The 18,524-nt window shown below is 34.9% G+C and carries 17 protein-coding genes; 13 read left to right on the plus strand and 4 right to left on the minus strand.

The genetic code is table 11. The features are described from left to right. The first annotated feature begins 11 nt into the window (after nucleotides 1–11). From nosZ to Q1W72_RS11875, 7 genes are all read left to right on the plus strand, one after another. Entirely contained in the window at nucleotides 12–1,985 is a 1,974-nt protein-coding gene (gene nosZ / locus Q1W72_RS11845) for a Sec-dependent nitrous-oxide reductase (protein WP_302135456.1), read from the plus strand. A gap of 64 nt (nucleotides 1,986–2,049) precedes the next feature. Next, nucleotides 2,050–3,066 carry a nitrous oxide reductase accessory protein NosL gene (locus Q1W72_RS11850; protein WP_302135458.1) on the plus strand — a complete coding sequence of 339 codons (1,017 nt, stop codon included), beginning with the start codon at nucleotides 2,050–2,052 and terminating at the stop codon, nucleotides 3,064–3,066. 49 nt (nucleotides 3,067–3,115) lie between these two features. Next, the gene (locus Q1W72_RS11855) at nucleotides 3,116–4,345 is read left to right on the plus strand and encodes a nitrous oxide reductase family maturation protein NosD (protein ID WP_302135460.1); all 1,230 of its coding nucleotides are present in this window, start codon (nucleotides 3,116–3,118) and stop codon (nucleotides 4,343–4,345) included. After that, a complete protein-coding gene (locus Q1W72_RS11860) occupies nucleotides 4,342–5,064 on the plus strand; it encodes an ABC transporter ATP-binding protein (protein ID WP_099714513.1) in 723 nt (240 codons plus the stop codon). The genes Q1W72_RS11855 and Q1W72_RS11860 overlap by 4 nt, the downstream gene beginning before the upstream one ends. Next, nucleotides 5,048–5,815 (plus strand): ABC transporter permease subunit, encoded by a 768-nt coding sequence (locus Q1W72_RS11865; RefSeq protein ID WP_282732121.1) that lies wholly within the window; start codon nucleotides 5,048–5,050, stop codon nucleotides 5,813–5,815. The genes Q1W72_RS11860 and Q1W72_RS11865 overlap by 17 nt, the downstream gene beginning before the upstream one ends. Beyond that, the gene (locus tag Q1W72_RS11870) at nucleotides 5,815–6,108 is read left to right on the plus strand and encodes a hypothetical protein (RefSeq protein WP_099714515.1); all 294 of its coding nucleotides are present in this window, start codon (nucleotides 5,815–5,817) and stop codon (nucleotides 6,106–6,108) included. The genes Q1W72_RS11865 and Q1W72_RS11870 overlap by 1 nt, the downstream gene beginning before the upstream one ends. Before the next feature lie 11 nt (nucleotides 6,109–6,119). Next, complete coding sequence (locus Q1W72_RS11875; RefSeq protein ID WP_302135463.1) at nucleotides 6,120–6,491, plus strand: group III truncated hemoglobin; 372 nt, start codon at nucleotides 6,120–6,122, stop codon at nucleotides 6,489–6,491. A 69-nt stretch (nucleotides 6,492–6,560) separates the two neighbouring features. Here the strand turns inward: Q1W72_RS11875 and Q1W72_RS11880 are convergent, their stop codons facing one another. The 3 genes from Q1W72_RS11880 to Q1W72_RS11890 form a co-directional block, all read right to left on the minus strand. Further along, on the minus strand, nucleotides 6,561–7,118 hold the full coding sequence (locus tag Q1W72_RS11880; RefSeq protein ID WP_302135465.1) for a fasciclin domain-containing protein: 558 nt from the start codon (nucleotides 7,116–7,118) through the stop codon (nucleotides 6,561–6,563). 67 nt (nucleotides 7,119–7,185) lie between these two features. Beyond that, entirely contained in the window at nucleotides 7,186–8,418 is a 1,233-nt protein-coding gene (locus Q1W72_RS11885) for a hypothetical protein (RefSeq protein WP_302135466.1), read from the minus strand. A 3-nt stretch (nucleotides 8,419–8,421) separates the two neighbouring features. Then, on the minus strand, nucleotides 8,422–9,015 hold the full coding sequence (locus Q1W72_RS11890) for a Crp/Fnr family transcriptional regulator (protein ID WP_302135468.1): 594 nt from the start codon (nucleotides 9,013–9,015) through the stop codon (nucleotides 8,422–8,424). A gap of 266 nt (nucleotides 9,016–9,281) precedes the next feature. On the opposite strand from Q1W72_RS11890, the gene Q1W72_RS11895 reads away from it, so the two are divergent. From Q1W72_RS11895 to Q1W72_RS11920, 6 genes are all read left to right on the plus strand, one after another. After that, entirely contained in the window at nucleotides 9,282–11,096 is a 1,815-nt protein-coding gene (locus tag Q1W72_RS11895) for a hypothetical protein (protein WP_302135470.1), read from the plus strand. A 128-nt stretch (nucleotides 11,097–11,224) separates the two neighbouring features. Next, nucleotides 11,225–11,566 (plus strand): hypothetical protein, encoded by a 342-nt coding sequence (locus tag Q1W72_RS11900; protein WP_121343361.1) that lies wholly within the window; start codon nucleotides 11,225–11,227, stop codon nucleotides 11,564–11,566. 136 nt (nucleotides 11,567–11,702) lie between these two features. Further along, a complete protein-coding gene (locus Q1W72_RS11905) occupies nucleotides 11,703–12,485 on the plus strand; it encodes an MbnP family protein (protein WP_302135472.1) in 783 nt (260 codons plus the stop codon). A 58-nt stretch (nucleotides 12,486–12,543) separates the two neighbouring features. Further along, a complete protein-coding gene (locus Q1W72_RS11910; protein ID WP_302135473.1) occupies nucleotides 12,544–13,584 on the plus strand; it encodes a cytochrome-c peroxidase in 1,041 nt (346 codons plus the stop codon). A 160-nt stretch (nucleotides 13,585–13,744) separates the two neighbouring features. After that, nucleotides 13,745–14,704, plus strand: coding sequence for a transporter (locus Q1W72_RS11915; protein WP_302135475.1), 960 nt, complete (start codon nucleotides 13,745–13,747; stop codon nucleotides 14,702–14,704). 204 nt (nucleotides 14,705–14,908) lie between these two features. Beyond that, entirely contained in the window at nucleotides 14,909–16,432 is a 1,524-nt protein-coding gene (locus Q1W72_RS11920) for a DUF4394 domain-containing protein (RefSeq protein ID WP_302135477.1), read from the plus strand. A 158-nt stretch (nucleotides 16,433–16,590) separates the two neighbouring features. Here the strand turns inward: Q1W72_RS11920 and lysS are convergent, their stop codons facing one another. Continuing rightward, nucleotides 16,591–18,300, minus strand: a complete 1,710-nt coding sequence (gene lysS / locus Q1W72_RS11925) for a lysine--tRNA ligase (protein WP_302135478.1) — start codon at nucleotides 18,298–18,300, stop codon at nucleotides 16,591–16,593. Nucleotides 18,301–18,524: the final 224 nt, after the last annotated feature.

An 18,524-nucleotide genomic window follows, 5' to 3' on the forward strand; every position in this document is an offset into this window, starting at 1 on the left:
TTCAAAATAAAATGAACAATATTTTTATAAAAACAAGTCTTGCGATAGTCTTGGTAAGTGCACTTTTTGGTTCTTGCAGACCAAAAGATACTGCAGATGCCGTAAGTGGGGACGCAGCTCAAAAAGCGTATGTTGCTCCAGGAAAATATGACGAATTCTATAATTTCGTTTCAGGAGGTTTTAGTGGTCAAATGAGTGTATATGGTTTGCCAAGTGCAAGATTATTGAGAGTAGTTCCAATATTTTCCCAAGATCCTCAAACTGGTTACGGATACAGCGAAGAAACGAAACCAATGTTGAATACTTCTCACGGTTATGTGCCTTGGGACGATCAGCACCATTTAGAATTGTCTCAAACCAAAGGTGAGGTAGATGGTCGTTGGATTTTTGCAAATGCCAATAACACACCCAGAATTGCCCGTGTTGATTTGAAAACGTTCAAAACGGTTGAAATAATCGAATTGCCGAATAGTGCAGGAAATCACTCTTCTCCATTTATTACTGAAAACACAGAATATGTGGTGGCTGGAACCCGATTCAGCGTTCCTACGGATAATGCAAACGGTGATGTGCCTATAAATACCTACAAACAAAATTTCAAAGGCTATTTGAGTTTTGTAAAAGTAGGCAAGGAAGGTCAGATGGATATCGCTTTCCAAATTGAAGCGCCGGGAGTAAATTTCGACTTGAGTCATGCCGGTAAAGGCAAATCTCACGGTTGGTTTTTCTTCTCTTGTTACAATACAGAACAAGCCAATACTTTACTGGAAGTGAATGCTTCACAGAATGATAAAGATTATATTATGGCGGTGAATTGGAAAAAAGCCGAAGAGTACATTAAAGCCGGAAAAGGAAAAAAAGTGAAAGCTAAATACGTACACAATACTTGGGACGAAAAAACGCATACAGCAAAATCTGAAATGAGAACTGAAGTATTAGTTTTGGATTCTAAAGTGTTAAAAGACATTTGCTACATGATTCCTTGTCCAAAATCACCTCATGGATGTGATGTAGATCCTACAGGAGAATACATTATAGGCAGCGGAAAATTAGCGGCTTTAATTCCTGTCTTTAGTTTTGACAAAATGAAAAATGCTATTGCAAAAAAACAATTTGATGGCGAATACGAAGGTATTCCGGTTATCAAATACGAAGCAGCTTTGTATGGTGAGGTTAAAAAACCGGGATTAGGACCATTACATACTGAGTTTGATGGAAAAGGAAATGCATATACTACTTTCTTTGTTTCTTCCGAAGTGGTGAAATGGGACATTAAAACATTGAAAGTTTTAGATAGAGCACCTACTTATTATTCTCCTGGACACCTTTCTATTCCTGGTGGCGACAGTAAAAAACCATTTGGAAAATACATGGTCGTTTATAATAAAATTACCAAAGACAGATACTTGCCTACTGGACCTGAACTAGCTCAAAGTGCGCAATTGTTTGATATTAGCGGAGATAAAATGAAACTTATATTAGATTATCCAACTATTGGAGAACCCCATTATGCACAATCTGCTCCGGCTGATTTAATTAGGAATAATGGTCAGTTGAAATTCTATAAAATCGAAGAAAATAAACACCCTTATGTTGCCAAAGGAGAAAAAGAAGCTAAAGTAGTAAGACAAGGAAACCAAGTTCATGTGTATATGACTTCCATACGTTCTCACTTTGCTTCTGACAATATCGAAGGGGTTAAAGTGGGTGATGAGGTATATTTTCATGTCACTAATTTAGAACAAGATTGGGATGTACCCCATGGATTTGCTATAAAAGGTGCTGATAATGCCGAGTTGTTAATCATGCCGGGTGAAACAGCCACTTTGAAATGGATTCCGAAAAAAGTAGGCATATTTCCTTTCTATTGTACTGATTTTTGTAGTGCGCTACACCAGGAAATGTCAGGATATCTAAGAGTTTCTGCTACGGGAAGTAGTGTTCCTCTCACATTTAGCTTAGGAACAAATATACCGGCTAAATAAGAATCACTTCAAATTCAAGAGGGAACAAATTATTTAGTTTGTTCCCTTTTTTAATAAAAAAATCATGAATAATTCAAACATTTCAACGCTTTCAAAAGTGATGCTTTTGTTGGTGATGGTACTATTAGTGTTATCTGTTTTTGTTCCAATGTGGAGAATTGAATTGTCCGCACCACAATATCCGGAAGGTTTAGTATTGCAACTACATGCTAATAAAATAGGTGGTGATGTCGAGATTATTAATGGATTGAACCATTATATTGGCATGAAAACCTTACACAAAGAAGATTTTATAGAGTTTACCGTATTGCCTTATATCATTGGTTTTTTTGCATTATGTGCTTTGGTAGTTGCGGTAGTTGCTAAGAAAAAAGGACTTTATGCTTTGTTTATTTCGTTCATTCTTTTTGGAATATTAGCAGCAGTCGATTTTTATCGATGGAACTATGAATACGGACATAATCTAGATCCAAATGCAGCAATCAGAGTGCCAGGAATGTCGTATCAGCCGCCATTAATAGGATACAAACAACTTCTGAATTTTGGAGCGTATTCTATTCCGGATAGTGGAGGATGGATGCTGATCGCATCGGGATTTTTATTGTTTTTACTAGTTATTAAAGAGGCTAATCTGTTGCAGAGATTCAAAAAATCAAGTACAACAACAGCTTTGTTTGTCTTTTTATCTTTGTCTTTTTTTTCCTGTGCCAAAACAGAAGTGGTTCCCATTAAATTGAACGTTGATACGTGCGATTTCTGTAAAATGACAATCGCCGATGGTAAATATGCGGCCGAAGTAATTACTGAAAAAGGAAGAGTCTACAAGTTTGATGATTTCATGTGTATGGTACATTATGGAAAAGAAAATTCCAACACAAAAATGACAACTTATTATGTGAATGATTATACCCAAGACAATGTTTTAATTACTGCTGAAACTGCTTTTTTCCTTTCCGGAGGAACTATTCAAAGCCCTATGAGAGGCGGAATTATTGCTTTTTCTTCTGAAAATGACGCAAAAGAATTTGAAATAAAATTAGAAGCAAAACCAGTTACTTGGGAAGCAGTAATCGCAAAATAAACCAGTCTTTTTTTGTATTTAAATTCAGACGGTTTAATTTTAAAAAATAATGAAAAAATTCCTCTACATATTTCTGTTTTTTTCTTCATTCCTTCATGCTCATGTGATTGAAGTAGGTGCTAATAAACCTATAAAATCAATAAAAAAAGCAATTATCTCGGCTAAAGTTGGTGACACTATTTTAGTTCATAAAGGAGTTTATAAAGAAGGCAATATTGTTATTGATAAAAGAATTTTTTTTCTGGGTAAAGGATTTCCAGTTTTAGATGGGCAAAAAAAGTATGAAGTACTTTCCATTAAAGCGGATAGTGTGGTTGTGCAAGGTTTTAAAGTGATAAAATCAGGGTATGCTTCACTCGAAGATCCCTGCGCGATTAAAGTCTACAATAAAAGCCATGTTGTTATTCAGAACAATATTCTAGATGATAATTTCTTTGGAATTTATATCCAAAATGGTAAAAACTGCCTGATAAAAAACAACACCATTGTGGCGTATGGCAAAGAAGAACAGCAAATAGGCAACGGAATTCATTGTTGGAAAAGTGAAAATCTCCAAATTATCGCTAATACTATTTCCGGTCATCGTGATGGGATTTATTTTGAATTTGTGACCAATTCCGTTATCTGGAGAAATATTTCAACTAACAATATTCGGTATGGTTTGCATTTTATGTTCTCTAATGACGACGCCTATATTACGAATGTTTTCAAGAATAACGGTGCCGGCGTTGCGGTAATGTTTACCAAAAATGTCAAGATGTTCAATAACTATTTCGAAGAAAATTGGGGTGATGGCGCTTATGGATTATTCCTTAAGGAAATCACGGACAGTCATATCATAGGAAATAAATTTTCTAAAAATACTTCTGGAATTCACATGGAAGGAACCAATCGAATTCGAATTGAAAAGAATGTATTTGAAGCCAACGGTTGGGCCATGAAAATCCAAGCCAGTTGCGTAGATAATGAAATCGTAAATAATAATTTTATTGGAAATACTTTTGATATGGGAACTAACGGAAGTTTAGTTTTAAATACGTTCAATACCAATTATTGGGATAAATATGAAGGATATGATTTAGACAAAAATGGTGTCGGTGATGTACCGTATCATCCGTTGAGTTTATTTGCAGTTTTAGTTGAAAATAATCCCTCGGCGATGTTGCTGTTCCGGAGTTTTATGATCACACTTTTGGATAAATCCGAAAAAGTGTTGCCCAGTATAACGCCGGATAATTTTATTGACAATTCGCCATTAATGCATTCATTACCATTATGATTGAAATAAAAAATATATATAAAAAATTTGGAAAATTAGAGGTTTTAAATGATATCAATCTTTCTTTTAAAAAAGGAGAATGCATTGCTTTAATTGGTCCAAATGGCTGTGGAAAAACCACTTTGATAAAAAGTATTTTGGGAATGGTGATTCCTTCAAAAGGCGATATTTTATTCAATGAAAAATCAATTTTAAAGGAATTTAAATATCGGGAACAAATAGGATATATGCCGCAAATAGGGCGTTATCCGGATTATATGACAGTTGGGCAAATCATCGAAATGATAAAAAAAATTCGGAATTCGAATCAGGTTTTAGATGAGGATTTAGTCCATGCATTTGAACTCGAAAAAATAGTTGATAAACAAATGCGGACACTTTCTGGTGGAACAACGCAAAAAGTAAGTGCTACGCTGGCTTTTTTGTTTAATCCTGAAGTGTTGATTTTAGATGAACCTACAGCGGGATTAGATCCATTGGCTTCCGAAATATTGAAAGAGAAAATTATAAAAGAAAAAGAAAAGGGAAAACTCATTTTGATTACTTCCCATCTTTTGAGCGAATTAGATGACTTGATTACCCAAATTATTTACATGCAAGACGGGACAGTGCATTTTCATCAAAGTATCGCGGATTTATTGGAATCAACAAACGAACAAAAAATATCCAAAGCAATTGCTAAAATCTTAAAAAACAAAAGCAATGAACAGAATCATTAAAATCATTTTTCTAGACATTCTGAAGAACAAGATTATACTGGCGTACACGCTTATTTTAGCCATTCTTTCCTGGAGTTCATTTGGGCTGGAAGATAATTCTGCCAAAGGATTGCTTACCATTTTGAATATAATTTTATTCACGGTTCCGCTGGTTTCCATTCTTTTTGCCACGATTTATTTGTATAATAGTACAGAGTTTATTGAGCTTTTATTAAGCCAACCCATTAAACGCAAGAAAATTTGGTTGAGTTTATTTCTCGGACTTTCGTTAGCAATGGTTTTAGCCTTTTTTATTGGTGCCGGAATTCCGCTTTTAATTAATGCACCGGATAGTGTAGGGATTATGATGCTCGTTATAGGTTGTCTGATTACGTTGGTCTTCGTGGCTTTAGCATTTTTAAGTTCGATACTGACGAGAGACAAGGCAAAAGGAATAGGGATTGCCATCATGGGCTGGTTATATTTTGCACTGCTTTTTGATGGAATAATTTTGTATTTATTGTTTCAATTTTCAGACTATCCAATAGAGAAAGCAATGATAGGCGTTACGGCACTTAGCCCAATAGATTTAGCTCGAATTCAAATCCTATTGCATCTGGATGTTTCTGCGATGATGGGATATACCGGAGCTATTTTTAAAGATTTTTTCGGGACTTCATTGGGGCTGTTACTTTCTTTTTCGTTATTGTGTTTGTGGATTATTATTCCATTTTTCATTTCATTAATTAAATTTAAAAACAAAGATTTATAATGTTTAAAGATATACTTCAAAAACTAGAAAATGCCGCTAATCCAGTGGCGCAAGTGGTTCAAAATACTTCTTGCAGTAAAGTAATGGTGATTGCTTTCAAAAAAGGAATGATTCTCAAGGAGCATAAAACGGATGTTCCTGCCAAATTATTGGTGATAAAAGGAAACGTGATTTATAAAGAGGAGAACCAACAAAACGAACTCTTTCTTTATGACGAACAAGAAATTCCAGTAGCAGTTTTGCATTCCGTAGAAGCATTGGAAGACAGCTTGTGTTTATTGTTTAAAGGCTAAAAAATCTAGAAATGAAAACAGATATAAAAAACAGAAACGACATTGAGAAACTGATAAACACTTTCTACGGTAAAATAAAAACAGATACTAAAATCGGTTATTTTTTTACAGATGTAGCCAAGGTGAATTGGGAAGAGCACTTGCCTAAAATGTATGATTTCTGGGAAAATGTTATGTTTTCTAATGGGAATTACACCGGAAATCCTATGACTAAACACAAAGAGTTACATCAAAAAAGCGAAATGAAAGAAGCTCATTTTCAGCATTGGAATGCCTTGTTTAATGCTACCGTAGATGAATTATTCACGGGAGAAAAAGCAGAAGAAATTAAACAAAGAGCCATGAATATTTCGGCAGTATTAATGTACAAAACCATAGGATGAAAAGCATAAAAAAAGCGTAAACTACTTTAGTTTACGCTTTTTTCAATCTGGCAAAATGAATTAATAATATTATTTTTTTGGAAGTAAAACATCATTGATTACGTGTATAATTCCGTTTGATGTTGGTATTGATGCCACTATTTCGGAACCATTTACAAACACTTTGTCACCTACTTTAGTGACTTTTATTTTTCCTGCATTCACTTGTTCATATTCCTGCCCGTCTTGCATGTATTCAGTCTTTAGATTTCCTACGTAAGTATGGTATTCTAATATATTTTTCAAATCATCTTTTTTTCCGGGTTCTAATAATCCTTCAACGGTTCCTTTTGGAAGTTTATCAAAAGCAGCGTTTGTTGGTGCAAAAACCGTAAACGGCCCGGCATTGCTCAATACATCCACTAATTCTGCTGCTTTTACGGCTGTTACAAGTGTGGAGTGATCTTTGCTTCCGGAAGCTACCTGAACAATATTTGGATTAGAAGTTTCATCAATCACCGCTGACTGTCCACCACCTTGGGTTGCTGTATTTTCTGTTGTTGATTCAGATGCAGCTTCACTATTTTGTTTGCAGCCAAAAATGGTAAATACACAAACAGCTACTACTAATTGAATTGATTTTTTCATAATTAAGGTTACTTTGGTTTTATATAGCAAAGTACTTAATTATCAAATGTTTATTATATGCGTTCAATCATAAAGGAGGGTTATTTTTAACTTTTTTGATGGAAAAATAGGTAGTAAACCCGATTCCTAAAAGCAAGATTAATGCAACTATAAAAAGAAGTTCATTTACGTACGGAATTATGGTATAACTGAACGATGCAACACCTTGAATGGCTAAAACCAACTCATTTAATAAAACGCCAATGGAAAATAGAACCAGGCCAATTTTTATCTTTTTAGTAATGAAAATCAAATGACTGGCATAGATGTAAAACAACAAGAACAACGTGATTACCGCCAATAAAACCAAGTGTAAATAGGCGATTACAATTGGCCTGAAGCCAAAGGCAAGCTGGCTTAACGATGGGATAGTTGAACCCAATTGCAGTATGAATTTGATGCTTAATGCCAAACAGGAAAAGAGTAAAATGTAGCGCAACAATGGGGCAAAATTTTTCAAATACTCTTTTTGTTTTTGTATTAAAATTAAAAGAAGTTTAAACCAGGCAAAAACCTGAATTATTGCAGCAAAAACTGTGATGACATAAAGCCAAATCGGTAAATCGAGCCAAAGTGTGGATAAAAAATAAGCAGGAATACAAGAAATAGCAAATAGTTTAAAGGAAGTTTCGTAAAAAGGATGTTCTGATTTTTTTAGATTTAAAAAGCCAAAAAATAAACCAATACAAGCAAAGAAAAACCAACCGTTATATTGAAAATGAAGAAAATAATAAATAGATGCTAAATATAAATCCTGTATGACATTTTTACTGGCCATCATGTAAGCCAAGTAAAAAGTGCCGAAAGAGGAAATAATATTAAAAACTACGGCGGCTTTAAACCAGTTTATTGAAGCAAAATCGGTATCCAGTTTTTTTAAATCTTTAATGTAATAATAGCCAAAAACATAGGATACCAGAATCGATGCCGTTGAGAAAAATATGGAAATCATTCCGTATCCCTGAATAATAAAAAAAATCAGCATTCCATAGGAACAAATTAGATTGGCTATGATTATTTTTTGATATTTATTTGCTTGAAAATCAGTGGTTTTTTTTTGAAGATAATATGTCATCAATGTCATCAAAGTATGACTGATCCATCCTGAAAATGCAAAATGAGAATGGGAATGTAAGATGTTTTTTTGATTGAAATAAGGGAATTCAAAACCAATTTTATAACGCATTAAAACGCCAAGTGAGGCAACGATACAAAGATTTAACAAGGAGAATTTAAGCCAAAACTGTATGTTTAATTTCATTTTTTAATAAAATATTTTGTGATTGATGATGTCAACTTTGTTGCAATCATTCATTTTTGAAAAAACGCGAATCACCGTTTCGACTCTTAAACCGGTAAAATTTGCAATTTCCTGACGCGTATAGGGAATCAATACTTTACTGCCATTACATTCTGATTTTCTTTTGTGTGTATTCAAAAAGGCTAGAATTCTAAACTCCGGTTTCTGGTTGATGATCTCTTTTGAAGTATTGGATTTTGAATGAATTTTATTGGCAAGTAAAACCAAAAATGCTTTCTGTATTACGGGATATTCGTCAAGAATTTTCAAAAATTTATCCTTTGATAATTTTATGATAGTGCTGTCCTGAATGCAAATCGCTTTAGATGGATACGGCTGATCAATAAACAAAGGAGGTTCTCCAAAACTTTCTCCTATACAAAAAAGTCCTTGTGTGAACTCTTTTCCTTCGTCATTTGAGTTAAACATTCTCACGCTGCCACCAATGATTTGATAATAAAAATGAGCTATTTCATCTTCCTGAAAAATAACTTCATTTTTTTTGTATTTTTTGGCAACAGCTCCCCATGAAAACAATAAATCGATGTCTATTTGCATAATTAAATTGGAATTAATAATAGTTTATTAGCAATAAAAAAAGGCAAAAATTTGCAACGAATACAAATATAATTTTTATAAAATCAATAGTAATATGATTGAAATCATAAAATATCATCAGAAAAAAGTATTTGTTTAGTGAAAATTCACATAAAAAAATAATGGCTAAAGTATTTCATTAAAGTAGCATAGCATATGATATTTATCAGTTTTTATAGTTTTTTGTTTCTCGACTTTTGTGGTTTATTTATTAAATCATTTTTAGCATGACAAAAAATAATCCGCTTCATACTTTTCATATCCCGGTTATGGGACTTGCTTATACGATTGATAGTCCTATACGAGTGGCGAAGTATGGAATTTCATCTGTGATTTCAATTATGGATGATGAACTTATCGAAAAAATGAATGCTTTTTACAGTAAGAAATTCGATTTGCCGTATCAGGAAATTACCCAAAAAATACATGATTATCGTGCAGAACGCATTACTTCTTATTTGAATTTGGTAGACAAAATCGTAAAAGAAAAATTTGAAAATTTCAAAACGGAACTATCCGAAAGCAAATCATCTTTGGAAAATTACATCGCCATGCTGCCCAACAAATCAGAGATTAAATCAGGTTTGCAAAACTTGATGGAAGACGGTTTTGCTTTCAAAGAAAACATCAAAAATTATCTGGAGAAAAATCTTTATCCGGGCGATATTGATGTCAATATTATGACCAAATTGGATAAGGATAATTTCATCAAAGACGAACAATTACCAATTATTTTTAATGATGCACATGCCGCGCTGCGTGGGTTTGTCAATAGTACATTAGAATCTTCGGTAGTTTTATCGGCGGGGATGAATCCAAGATTATACAGCTATTTCGAAAGTTTTTCAGCTTTCTTTCCAGATTCGAATAATGCATTGAAAAAGAAAATCACGCTGAAAGTAAGCGACTTTCGTTCGGCGATGATTCAAGGGAATTTTCTGGCTAAAAAAGGACTTTGGGTTTCTGAATATCGAATCGAATCCGGACTGAATTGCGGCGGGCATGCTTTTGCTACCGAAGGCTATTTGTTAGGACCGATTCTGGAAGAATTCAAACAGAAAAAAGAGCAATTGATTCAATCAGCGCATGAGTTGATGGTAAAAGCCTTGGGACAAAAAGAAATGCATGTTCCGGAACAGCCTTTGGATTTAAAAATTACCGTTCAAGGCGGAGTTGGAACTGCTGAAGAACACGATTTTCTATTGGACCATTATGATGTGGATTCTGTGGGTTGGGGTTCGCCTTTTTTATTGGTGCCAGAGGCAACTTCAGTTGATCAGCACACCAGAGCATTATTGGCTGGAGCCAAAGAAGATGATTTGTATTTAAGTCATATTTCGCCATTGGGAATTCCTTTCAATACGTTACGAGGAACGACGAATGAAAAATTGAAATTGAAACGAATTGAGGAAAGCAAAGCGGGAAGTTCATGTCCAAAACGATTTTTGGCGCTAAGCAAAGAATACGATGCGAAAGGAATTTGTACATCTTCCAAAAAATTTCAAGATTTGAAACTGGAAGAATTGCTTCTTGAAAAAGATATTTTACCAGCAGAAGTTTTCGAAAAAAAGAAAAACAGTATTACGGAGAAAGCCTGTCTTTGTGTAGGTTTAGCCAATGCTTCGTATCTTGAAAATGACATTAAAATTAAAGGTCAGGCGCAAGGAGTAATCATTTGTCCCGGACCTAATATGGCATATTTTGATCAAGAAGTTTCACTGTCTAAAATGGTGCAGCATATTTATGGAAACGCATCGGTATTGTCGGTCACTAATCGACCAAATCTATTTGTCAAAGAGTTAAAAATGTATTTAGATTATCTGAAGAATGAAATTGTATCCGTTTCTGAAGAAATAACTTTGGGACAAATTAAAAAATGGAATTCATTTAAAAATAATTTGCTGCAAGGAATTGAATATTATGAAGATTTATTCTCAGCAACTCCTTTTTTCGAAAGTTCTAAAAAAGAGATATTTAATCAATTTAATTCCTATAAATTAGAATTATTTGAGATTGAAATCCCCGAATTGAAATTGGCATAAAGCCTCCAAATATTTGTTTTTAAATAGAATGATTTTTACAGGATTATTCTATTTAAAAATATTTTTTTTGCTCAATGATGTTGTAAATTTGCACCGTGAAAAAAATCATATTCATAATTGTATTAATCATGCTAGTAAAGCCCATTCTGCCGGTTTTAGAGTATGTCGTGAATTATGAATACATTTCAAAAGTGCTTTGTATCAATAAGGATAAACCTAAAATGCAATGTAACGGAAAATGTCATTTGATGAAAGAATTGGCCAAAGCTTCTGATGCTGAAAAACCACTTTCTTCGGATAAAAAAGGAACTACTCCAATACTTGATGTACTTATTTTTGAGGAAATTAAATCTTTTGTAATTGTACCCGTTTGTTTTGCCACCAAAGAAAAAATAAACCCATACTATTCTAATTTATACTTTCACTTGAATAGTACTTCTGTTTTTCACCCACCCACTTTCATTTCTTAAATTTTTATGCACGTAGTGTGCTTTTATTAATCCGTTTTTATACAACGGATGAGATTCTGTTTGCTTTTTTTGGAAAAAAATGGTCCAAAAACGGCAGGCAAATCAATACCTATATTTAAAATAAAAAACCTAAGAAATGAAATTTCAATTAAAAAATATACTAGCTGTAATGGCTATCGCAGTTACCTTATTCTCTTGTTCAAATGATGATGATAATGAAATGATTACTGGAAACGGAAATCTTAAATTAGAATTCGATAACGTGTACAAATCGGCTAATTTTGCTATGAATACAAATTATACAAACGCTAATGGTGAAGTCATTGCGGCATCAAAAGCGATGTACATTGTGAGTAATATTGTCTTGACAAAAGCAGACGGAACGACTTTTATCTATCCAAAAAACCAAAGTTATTTTATTGTAGACGAACTGACAACAACAACTTTGACGTTGAATCTTTCCAATATCCCTGCCGGAAATTATACTAAAGTAAAATACGGAATTGGAGTTGATAAAACACAATGGGAGGCAGGAGCAACTGGTCAAGGAGATTTCTTGGCAACAGCCCAAGCGGCCGGAATGATGTGGTCTTGGAGCGCCGGTTATAAGTTTGTGGCTTTCGAAGGAACTTTTACTTCATCTACGGTGCCATCGGCTACGCAATTTAAACTCCATACCGGACAAACCGGAACGGATTATAACTACACTGAAGTTACTTTAGATTTTCCTGAAAATGCTTTGGTGAGAACTACAATTACGCCTCAAGTTCACATTATGGCTGATTTGTCACAACTTATTGATGGAACCAATAAAATCAATTTTTCAGAATCTGCAACCGTGATGGGTGGTGCTAAATTAGCGTTAGTCACCGCTAATATTTCCTCGATGTTTACAATAGACCACGTTCATAACGACTAATTTTCAAACTGATAGCGGTTGGATATCAAAGTCTGACCGCTTTTAAAAAATATAAAAAATGAAAGCAAAATATATCATATTGCTCATTTTTCCGTTGCTGTGGTCTTGTTCTAATGATGAAGGCAATGACTATCAGGATATTCCTTTGGATTTTCAAGTTCCTGCAAATTTCCCGCCTTTGGCATATGATTTAGCGAATAATCCACCTACTGAAAAAGGGTTTGAACTCGGGAAAAAGCTTTTCTATGACGGTCGATTAGCTTCAGATGGAATAGTTTCCTGTGGGTTTTGTCACATTCAAGAAGATGCATTTACGCATCACGGCCACACTTTGAGCCACGGAGTAGATGACGCTATTGGAACGCGAAACACGCCACCAATCCAGAATTTAGCCTATCAGACCACTTTTATGTACGATGGAGCAACATCACATTTAGATTTACAGCCTATCATTCCGTTCACAAGTCCTATCGAAATGAATGGCGATTTTGCCAAAGCCATCACGATGATGAAAAGTGATTCAGAGTACCAAAAGCTATTCAAAGTGGCTTTTTCTGATGGACAAATCAATTCCGAAAACATGCTCAAAGCGTTGGGGCAATTCATGGTGATGATCACTTCCTCTAATTCCCGTTTTGATAAGTATCGCCGTAATGAATCCGGAGGAACGCTCACTCAAGACGAGCAGGACGGTTATGCAATTTTCAACCAGAAATGTTCCAGTTGTCACGCCACGGATTTATTTACCGATAATTCTTTTATAAACAATGGTTTGCCAGTAGATCCCGCGTACAATGATGTTGGTCGTTTCCGTGTTACTGAGTTGCCTCAGGACAAGTATAAATTCAAAGTGCCAAGTCTTCGAAATATAGAAAAAACAGCGCCTTATATGCACGACGGTCGCTTATTTTCATTAGAAGCCGTTTTGGAACATTACAATTCTGGGGTAGTCAATTCAGCTACTTTAGACCCAATTTTAAATAAAAATGGGTCGCTTGGAATTCCTTTAACAGCAACCGAAAAATCAAAAATAATTGCTTTTCTAAAAACACTGACAGACACGCAATACCTAACGGATAAACGCTTTTCCGAATATTAATTTTAGAAGCTATTTCCTGCTGTACACTACAAGTCCTCGCTACAAAAGCCGTTTTTCTATGTCCTGAAAAGAGCTTCCCTTGGTCGCTTTTTCAGGACAAGAAAAACAAGTCTTTTCCGCTCCGGGCTTTCCGTTTCCATCAGGGCTAAAAACAACAAACATGAAAAAATACACACTACTATTGCTACTGCTTTTTCAATTGGCAAACGCCACAGAAAAAGACAGTTTAAACGCCATAAATCCATTTACAAAATACCATTCCTTTCTTGAAGAAGAAGATTTTTGTGATGCCTGCGGCTGCTCAGCCAGCGGAGGAAGCATGGGATTTGCCTCGATGTTAAATACTAATTTCGTCGGAATTCGGTATTTCAATCAACAATACAAATCCATGGATGGTTTGTACAGCAATTCGCCTTGGTACAAAGAAAACTTCAACACTGTTCAGGTTTGGGGCCGAATTCCGGTTAGTGAAACAGTTCAGGTTTCGGCATTAATACCGTATCATTTTCATGAAAGAGAAACGGCAACAGGTAATAAAAGCATCAATGGAATTGGTGACATCACCGTTTTGGCGATGTATCGCTTGTATCAAACCCATAAGGACAGCACTTTTTTGGTACATACGTTGCAATTGGGAGGTGGAATAAAAGCGCCAACCGGAAAGTTCAATGAAGCGAATTCCGGAAGTATAAATCCAAGTTTTCAGGTAGGAACAGGAAGTTGGGATTATCTTTTGGCAATTGAATATGTCGTAAAAAGAAAGCAGTTTGGTTTGAACTCCATGCTGAATTATGTGATAAAAACAGAAAATCAAAAGAGTTACCGTTTTGGAAATCAGATCAATTATGCAGGAACATTTTTTTATTTATACGAGAAAAATAGCTTTTCTATTGTTCCACAACTTGGTTTTGCAGGGGAAGTCTATGAAAGCAATTACCAGCACAATCAAAAATTAAGAAATACAAACGGTGATATTTTTTTTGGGAAAGTTGGTTTCGAAGTAGGGAAGGAAAGACTTTCTTTTGGGGCCAATGCAATGTTGCCTATCAATCAAAACCTTACCGGCGGCAATGTTGAAGCAAATTATCGATGGAGTGTAAATTTTAATTATAGTTTGTAAAACAAAAAAGAGTTTGATAAAATTTTAATTATCGCTATTATGTTCTCAAAATGATCTGAATCTTTTTATACGCTACAATTTGAAGGAGCTTTTTGGTCTTATAATCCGTTTCAATTTAGATAGTTATTTGAAATTTTTTTTCAAAATTTTAAAACCATAATGAAGTACGCTTCGTATGTAATAACATAACTAAATAAATAAACGATGAAAAACAAACAACTTAATTTAGGATTTGCTACCATTTTTGGATTAGCACTGTTATCTTTTACCGCAATTTCATGCAATGATGATAACAATGATATGATAATGCCTGCTGTTATTGCACCGGATGTTAATTTTACGGCATTGGCCAGTAATAATACCATTCTTACATTCAATGCGAGAAATTTAGGAACTCCAACTTCAACTACTCCAATTGTTGGTTTGGCTGCATCAGAGACTATTGTAAGTATTGATTATAGACCTGCAACTGGACAATTGTATGCATTAGGTTCCTCTAGCCGTCTTTACTTTATCAATGAAAAAAGCGGAGTGGCAACGGCACTAGGCGCAGCATCTTTCTCGCCTGTACTTGCGGGAGGAAATGCCTCATTAGATTTTAATCCTACAGTAGATAGAATTCGTTTGGTAACAGATTCAGGTCAAAATTTAAGATTGCATCCAGAATTAGGAACCGTTGTGGTAACTGATGGTATTATTAATGGTGGTGTAAATGCTAAAATTGGTGCTGTAGCATATACCAATAGTATGGCGGGAGCTACCGCAACTATGTTGTATGATATTGATTTTGAACAAGATAAATTATACATGCAAACGCCGCCTAACGATGGAACGCTTCAACTTGTTGGTGACTTAGGAGTTAACTTTCAAGGTGTAGGAGATATGGATATTTTAGCGGATAATTCTACTGCTCTTGCTGTAACAAACAATGCTAATGTATCCACATTATATACAATTGATTTAGCTACAGGAAAAGCCGTTGATGTTGGTAAATTCACTGCTCCGGTAATAAGTTTAGCATTTAAGACTAATCCAATCGCTTATGCAACAACTACTGGAAATATGTTGGTTCGTTTTAATCCTACAAGCGGGAATAATAATTCTGTAGCATTAACTGGTTTAGCTGCAAGCGAAAGTATTGTAGGTTTAGATTTTAGACCGGCAAATGGAGCATTGTATGCAATCTCAAATCAAAGCAGGTTGTTTTCTGTGAATACTGCAAGTGGAGCATTAACAGTAGTTGGTTCAACATTAGTGCCTGGATTATCAGGTACAGCTTTTGGTTTTGATTTTAATCCAACGGTGGACAGAATAAGATTAGTAAGTAATGCAGGTCAAAACCTACGTTTACACCCAGATTTGGGAACAGTAGTAGCAGTTGACGGTAATTTAAATCCTGGAACACCATTTATAACGGGTGCTGCATATACAAATAATATTGCTGGAGCAACTACAACAGCTTTGTTTGTAATTGACTCACAAACGGATATGTTATTCCGTCAAGACCCACCAAATAACGGTACATTAGTTGCTATTGGAAATTTAGGGGTAAATGTTGATGCAGATAGCGGATTTGATATTGGTGGAAATAGTGCTACTGCTTTTGCTTTATTGAAAGTAAACAGTGTTACTTCTGTATACAGTATTAATATGGCAACGGGTGCTGCAACTAAGGTTTCTGATATAAATATTCAAGCTACAGCAATGGCTGTTGGTTTAGGATTTTAATCGTAAGGTTTTATTTGAATTAGTAAGCCGGCTCTAAAAAGAGCCGGCTTTTTTATGTGATTACATCGTATTTAGTATCGTCTGTAATTTTTTAGTTTATTCTATAAAAAAGGAGCTTAAAATGAAGCTCCTTTTTTTAAATATATACTTGAATAAACTTATTCTTTCAATCGACACGCTTTACTATCGCCATTCACGACAACTTCAGTCATTCCTAAAGAAGATAAATTTTTCATGGCTTTGTCCCATTTTTTACCGCTCAATTCTGATTTGATTTTCAAAAGACCAAACTCCATTTGGTTTTCATTGACTTTCAAAAGATCAATAATTAATTTTTCGTCTTCTTCTAATTCAATTTGAACTTGTTTTTTCTCTGGTCGCATTTGCGGGAACAACAACACTTCTTGAATAGAAGCATTATTTGTCAAATACATAATCAATCGATCCATTCCAATTCCCATTCCAGATGTTGGAGGCATCCCGTATTCTAAAGCTCTCAAGAAATCCTCATCGATAATTCCAGTGGCTTCATCATCTCCTTTTTCAGACAATCTCATTTGGTCTTCAAAACGTTCTCTTTGGTCAATTGGGTCGTTTAATTCAGAATATGCGTTCGCAACTTCTTTACCACAAACCATTAATTCAAAACGTTCTGTCAATTCTGGATTGTCACGGTGTTGCTTACACAATGGTGACATTTCCTTTGGATAATCGGTGATGTAAGTAGGTTGAATATAATTTCCTTCGCATTTAGCGCCAAAAATTTCATCAATCAATTTTCCTTTACCCATGGTTTTATCCACGTCAATTCCCATGCCTCTGGCAGCATCAAATAGCTCTGTTTCACTTTTTCCTGAAATATCAAATCCAGTAAAATGTTTGATAGAATCAGTCATTGTAACTCGTGCGTAAGGCGCTTTGAAATTGATGGTATGTTCTCCAAAAGTCACTTCTGAAGTTCCATTTACGGCAATGGCACAATGTTCCAAAAGGTCTTCGGCAAATTTCATCATCCAGTTGTAGTCTTTGTAGGCTACATATATTTCCATGGCAGTAAATTCAGGGTTGTGTGTACGGTCCATTCCTTCGTTACGGAAATTTTTCGAAAACTCATAAACTCCTTCAAAACCACCAACGATCAATCTTTTTAAGTACAACTCATTTGCAATACGCATGTATAAAGGCATGTCTAGCGAGTTGTGGTGCGTGATAAAAGGGCGCGCTGCAGCACCACCGGGAATCGGTTGTAAAACAGGCGTTTCTACCTCTAAATATCCTTTGTCATTAAAGAACGAACGCATTGCATTGAACAATTTTGTTCTTTTAATAAATGTTTCTTTCACGTGATCGTTCACCGTTAAATCCACATAACGACGGCGGTATCTTTGTTCCGGATCAGCAAAAGCATCATGCGTTTTTCCATCGGCATCTGTTTTTACAACAGGAAGTGGTTTTAAAGCTTTAGACAAAACCGTCAATCCATAAATATGAACCGAGATTTCACCCACTTGTGTTTTAAAAACTGTCCCACGAACCCCAATAAAATCACCAATATCCAATAGTTTTTTGAAAACTACATTGTACATTGTTTTTTCTTCATCAGTCGAAATATCATCTCTGGAAACATATACTTGAATACGTCCTTCAGCATCTTTCAATTCTGCAAATGAGGCCTTTCCCATGATACGTTTACCCATCAAACGACCTGCTAAAACAACCTCTTTTCCTTCGTATTTTTCGAAATCAGCAAGGATTTCGCTAGAATATGCGGTTGTGATAAATTCGGCTGCAGGATAAGGTTCGATGCCTAAATTGCGTAATTCTGTAAGTGCTTCTCTACGTAGAGTTTCTTGTTCGGATAATGCCATTATATTCTGATTTTAAGAGCGCAAAGATACTATATAAGTTCTAAAGTTGCAAAGACAGCAATACATAAAGGGTTTTAGTTTTTTGGAGCAGATAATTTTGTTTTTTCAAGACAACTTGTCCCGATATTCGTTCTATCTTTTTTTCTTGTTGAACAAAAAACAAGAAAAAAAGGATGTCTCTCGAAGCTTCGGGACTATCGGGGTTATTCAACTACTTTTTCTTT

The sequence above is a fragment of the Flavobacterium sp. ZE23DGlu08 genome, from assembly GCF_030505335.1.
GTDB lineage: Bacteria > Bacteroidota > Bacteroidia > Flavobacteriales > Flavobacteriaceae > Flavobacterium > Flavobacterium algoritolerans.